Raw genomic sequence first — 2,404 nt, 5'->3', positions numbered from 1 at the left:
AAAAAAAACTTTTTTCTCTAAGTTTTTTAAACTTAATTATTTTCAGGAAAATTTATCGCTGAAACAGCTAATACAATGGGAGATGTTAAAAGCGATCGCTATTTACCAAGAACAACATTCAGAAATTAATAATTGGCAACAAATCGTGACTTCTTTATCAGAAAAAATTATTTTACTTCCTCCACAAAATTCATCTTGGGCATTAGTCTATCGTTGTGCAATAGCTTTCCCTTTGGCTAATTTGGCTAAATTATCTCCTTTATTAATAGCTCGTCAGTTAGTTTCATTATTACCTTCTAAAACAGAAAAAACCTTAGTAGAAGAAGGTTTAGAAGTAGCTGTTGCTGTGGCAAAATCAGGATGGATTGATTTTTCTGTATGCGATCGCAAAATTTCTGAGCAACATCAAAAGCGCAATCTTATTATTTGGTTAGATCGATTAGTAGTGGGTATGTCTGCCCAAAGTCATCAAAAAATGTTACATTTATCAATAAAAAAAGGCAAAAGATCGACTAAATTATTTCCTTTACAATACATTTATGGTCGTTGTAATTCTTTATTACAATTGGGAGAAAGAGAAGGTCTAATTATTTTAGAAACAGAAAATTTTCGAGATTTAAGATGGCAAATTAAACAACCATCTCCTCTAAAGTGGATTGATGATCGGGGTAATTTATGCTTATTTTGTCCTCAAGCAAAAGATTTACTCTGGCAAATATGTTTAATCATGGACTATTTAGCCGATACTAAAGAATACAGTTTAGAGCATTGGAAAAAATTTACTTACCAGATGAGTGAGGTTTGGTTGAATTTTATGGCAAACTGTGGTTTTTGTGGCGAAATACAACAGCACAATCCTTCACTAGCCATAGCTAGATTAGGCTTAATTTCTCTTACTCACTGGTGTTTACAAGCGATTCTCATGTCTCAATTAAATATAATTCCCCAGAAAGAAATTTGATCTCGATCCTTTCTTAAAAGACTTGACAATTACAAAAACTCCGATTATCATCACTGGCGTGTGAGGAGCGAACTAGGAAAGAGAGTCGAGACGAAACACGGCAAGTCGTCGGCTCTTTTTCTTATTTATCTATTTTTATCTATTGTTAATGGTTAGTGGTTCATATTATTATTTATTTCATCCTTGTGTTTCAACAATGCCAAAAACTAATCTTGTCCACACTATAGAATCTAAATTTTCTCAGAAATCACCCCAGTCGTTATTTACTAAAGTCAAAAGTTAACAGCTAAGAGCTTTTTTGAGAAACGCTGTAACTTCTTCTGTTGTGGGTTGAGCAGATATAGCACCTTCTTTGGTGGTGGTTAAACCGCCTACTGCACAGGCATAAGTAATGATTTCTTGGAGAACACCAGGGTTCGTTAAATTGCTGAGTTTTCTTTGACATAATTGATAAATCAAGCCAGCTAAAAAAGCATCTCCCGCGCCAGTAGTGTCTTTTACAGGTAAAGAAAAGGGTTTAACTTTGCCTTCTTGCTCGCTAATGCAATAGCTAACTTCGGCTGCGCCATCGGTGACGACAACACCTTCTACCGAGCCTAAAAGATCGTAAATTGCTCCTGCATCATCAGTATTAAAAAGCCACTGCGCCTCTTCTTGTGCAAGTTTGAGAAAATCTACATATTGCCATAGCTTTTGTATCAGAGGTTTTGCTTCTGCGGAGTCTAGCCAAAACTTTTCTCTGTGATTTACATCCAGTACTATTCTGAGATAGTATTTATCGGCTAATTCTAAGGCGCGAAAGACTGCTTGACGGCTGTGGGGATAAGCTAGCTCTAAAGTGCCAATAACTAAGTATTCTGCGTCTGAAAAGAGTTTTTTTAATAGGTGTTCCGATCGTAAATAAGCATCAGCAAAAGCATCGGGAGACTGTCCGCCAAAACCAGCAAAAGAGCGATCGCCTGTACTAGAACGCAACACATAAACTTGTCTGGTGGGAAATTGCACAGTGCGTTGTATTCCTTGAGTGTTTACTCCTTTGTTATCTAGTAGCTTGAGTAAACTATCACCTAAAGAATCTTGAGCAAGACAACCAATAAAAGCTGTAGGAATACCCAATTTAACCAAAGCACAAGCGGTATTGGCTGGTGCGCCACCTGGATAGTTAGTCCAAGACTGTACTCGATCTAAAGATTGTCCGAATTGATTGGCTAGACAATCGTACAATATCTCTCCCAGACAGATAACACGACTGGGTAGAGAAGAGATAAAAGTAGTTTCCAATCTTCTTATAGCCTCAAAACAAATTTTGGCGTTGGTGATTTAGCGAACGAGTGCGCGACGGCGAAGCCGAGTCCTTTAGGGGTCTTGGGCGGGGCTTACAAGTTCTGCCGTGAAACGACAGAATCAGCCCCTTGGGTTTCCCTCAATGAGCAACTCGTTCAA

Annotated in this window: 2 protein-coding genes; one reads left to right on the top strand and one right to left on the bottom strand. The window is 37.7% G+C overall.

Annotated features, from left to right (window positions below; genetic code table 11):
* On the top strand, nt 1–961 hold a 961-nt coding region (locus tag H1P_RS36955), incomplete at its 5' end, for a hypothetical protein (protein ID WP_186376289.1).
* Between the two features lie 279 nt (nt 962–1,240).
* Here H1P_RS36955 and H1P_RS32730 read toward each other — a convergent pair.
* On the bottom strand, nt 1,241–2,242 hold the full coding sequence (locus tag H1P_RS32730; RefSeq protein ID WP_144875580.1) for a carbohydrate kinase family protein: 1,002 nt from the start codon (nt 2,240–2,242) through the stop codon (nt 1,241–1,243).
* Nucleotides 2,243–2,404: the final 162 nt, after the last annotated feature.

This window comes from Hyella patelloides LEGE 07179 (assembly GCF_900659865.1).
GTDB lineage: Bacteria > Cyanobacteriota > Cyanobacteriia > Cyanobacteriales > Xenococcaceae > Hyella > Hyella patelloides.
This window is presented reverse-complemented; position numbering and strand designations above follow the sequence as displayed.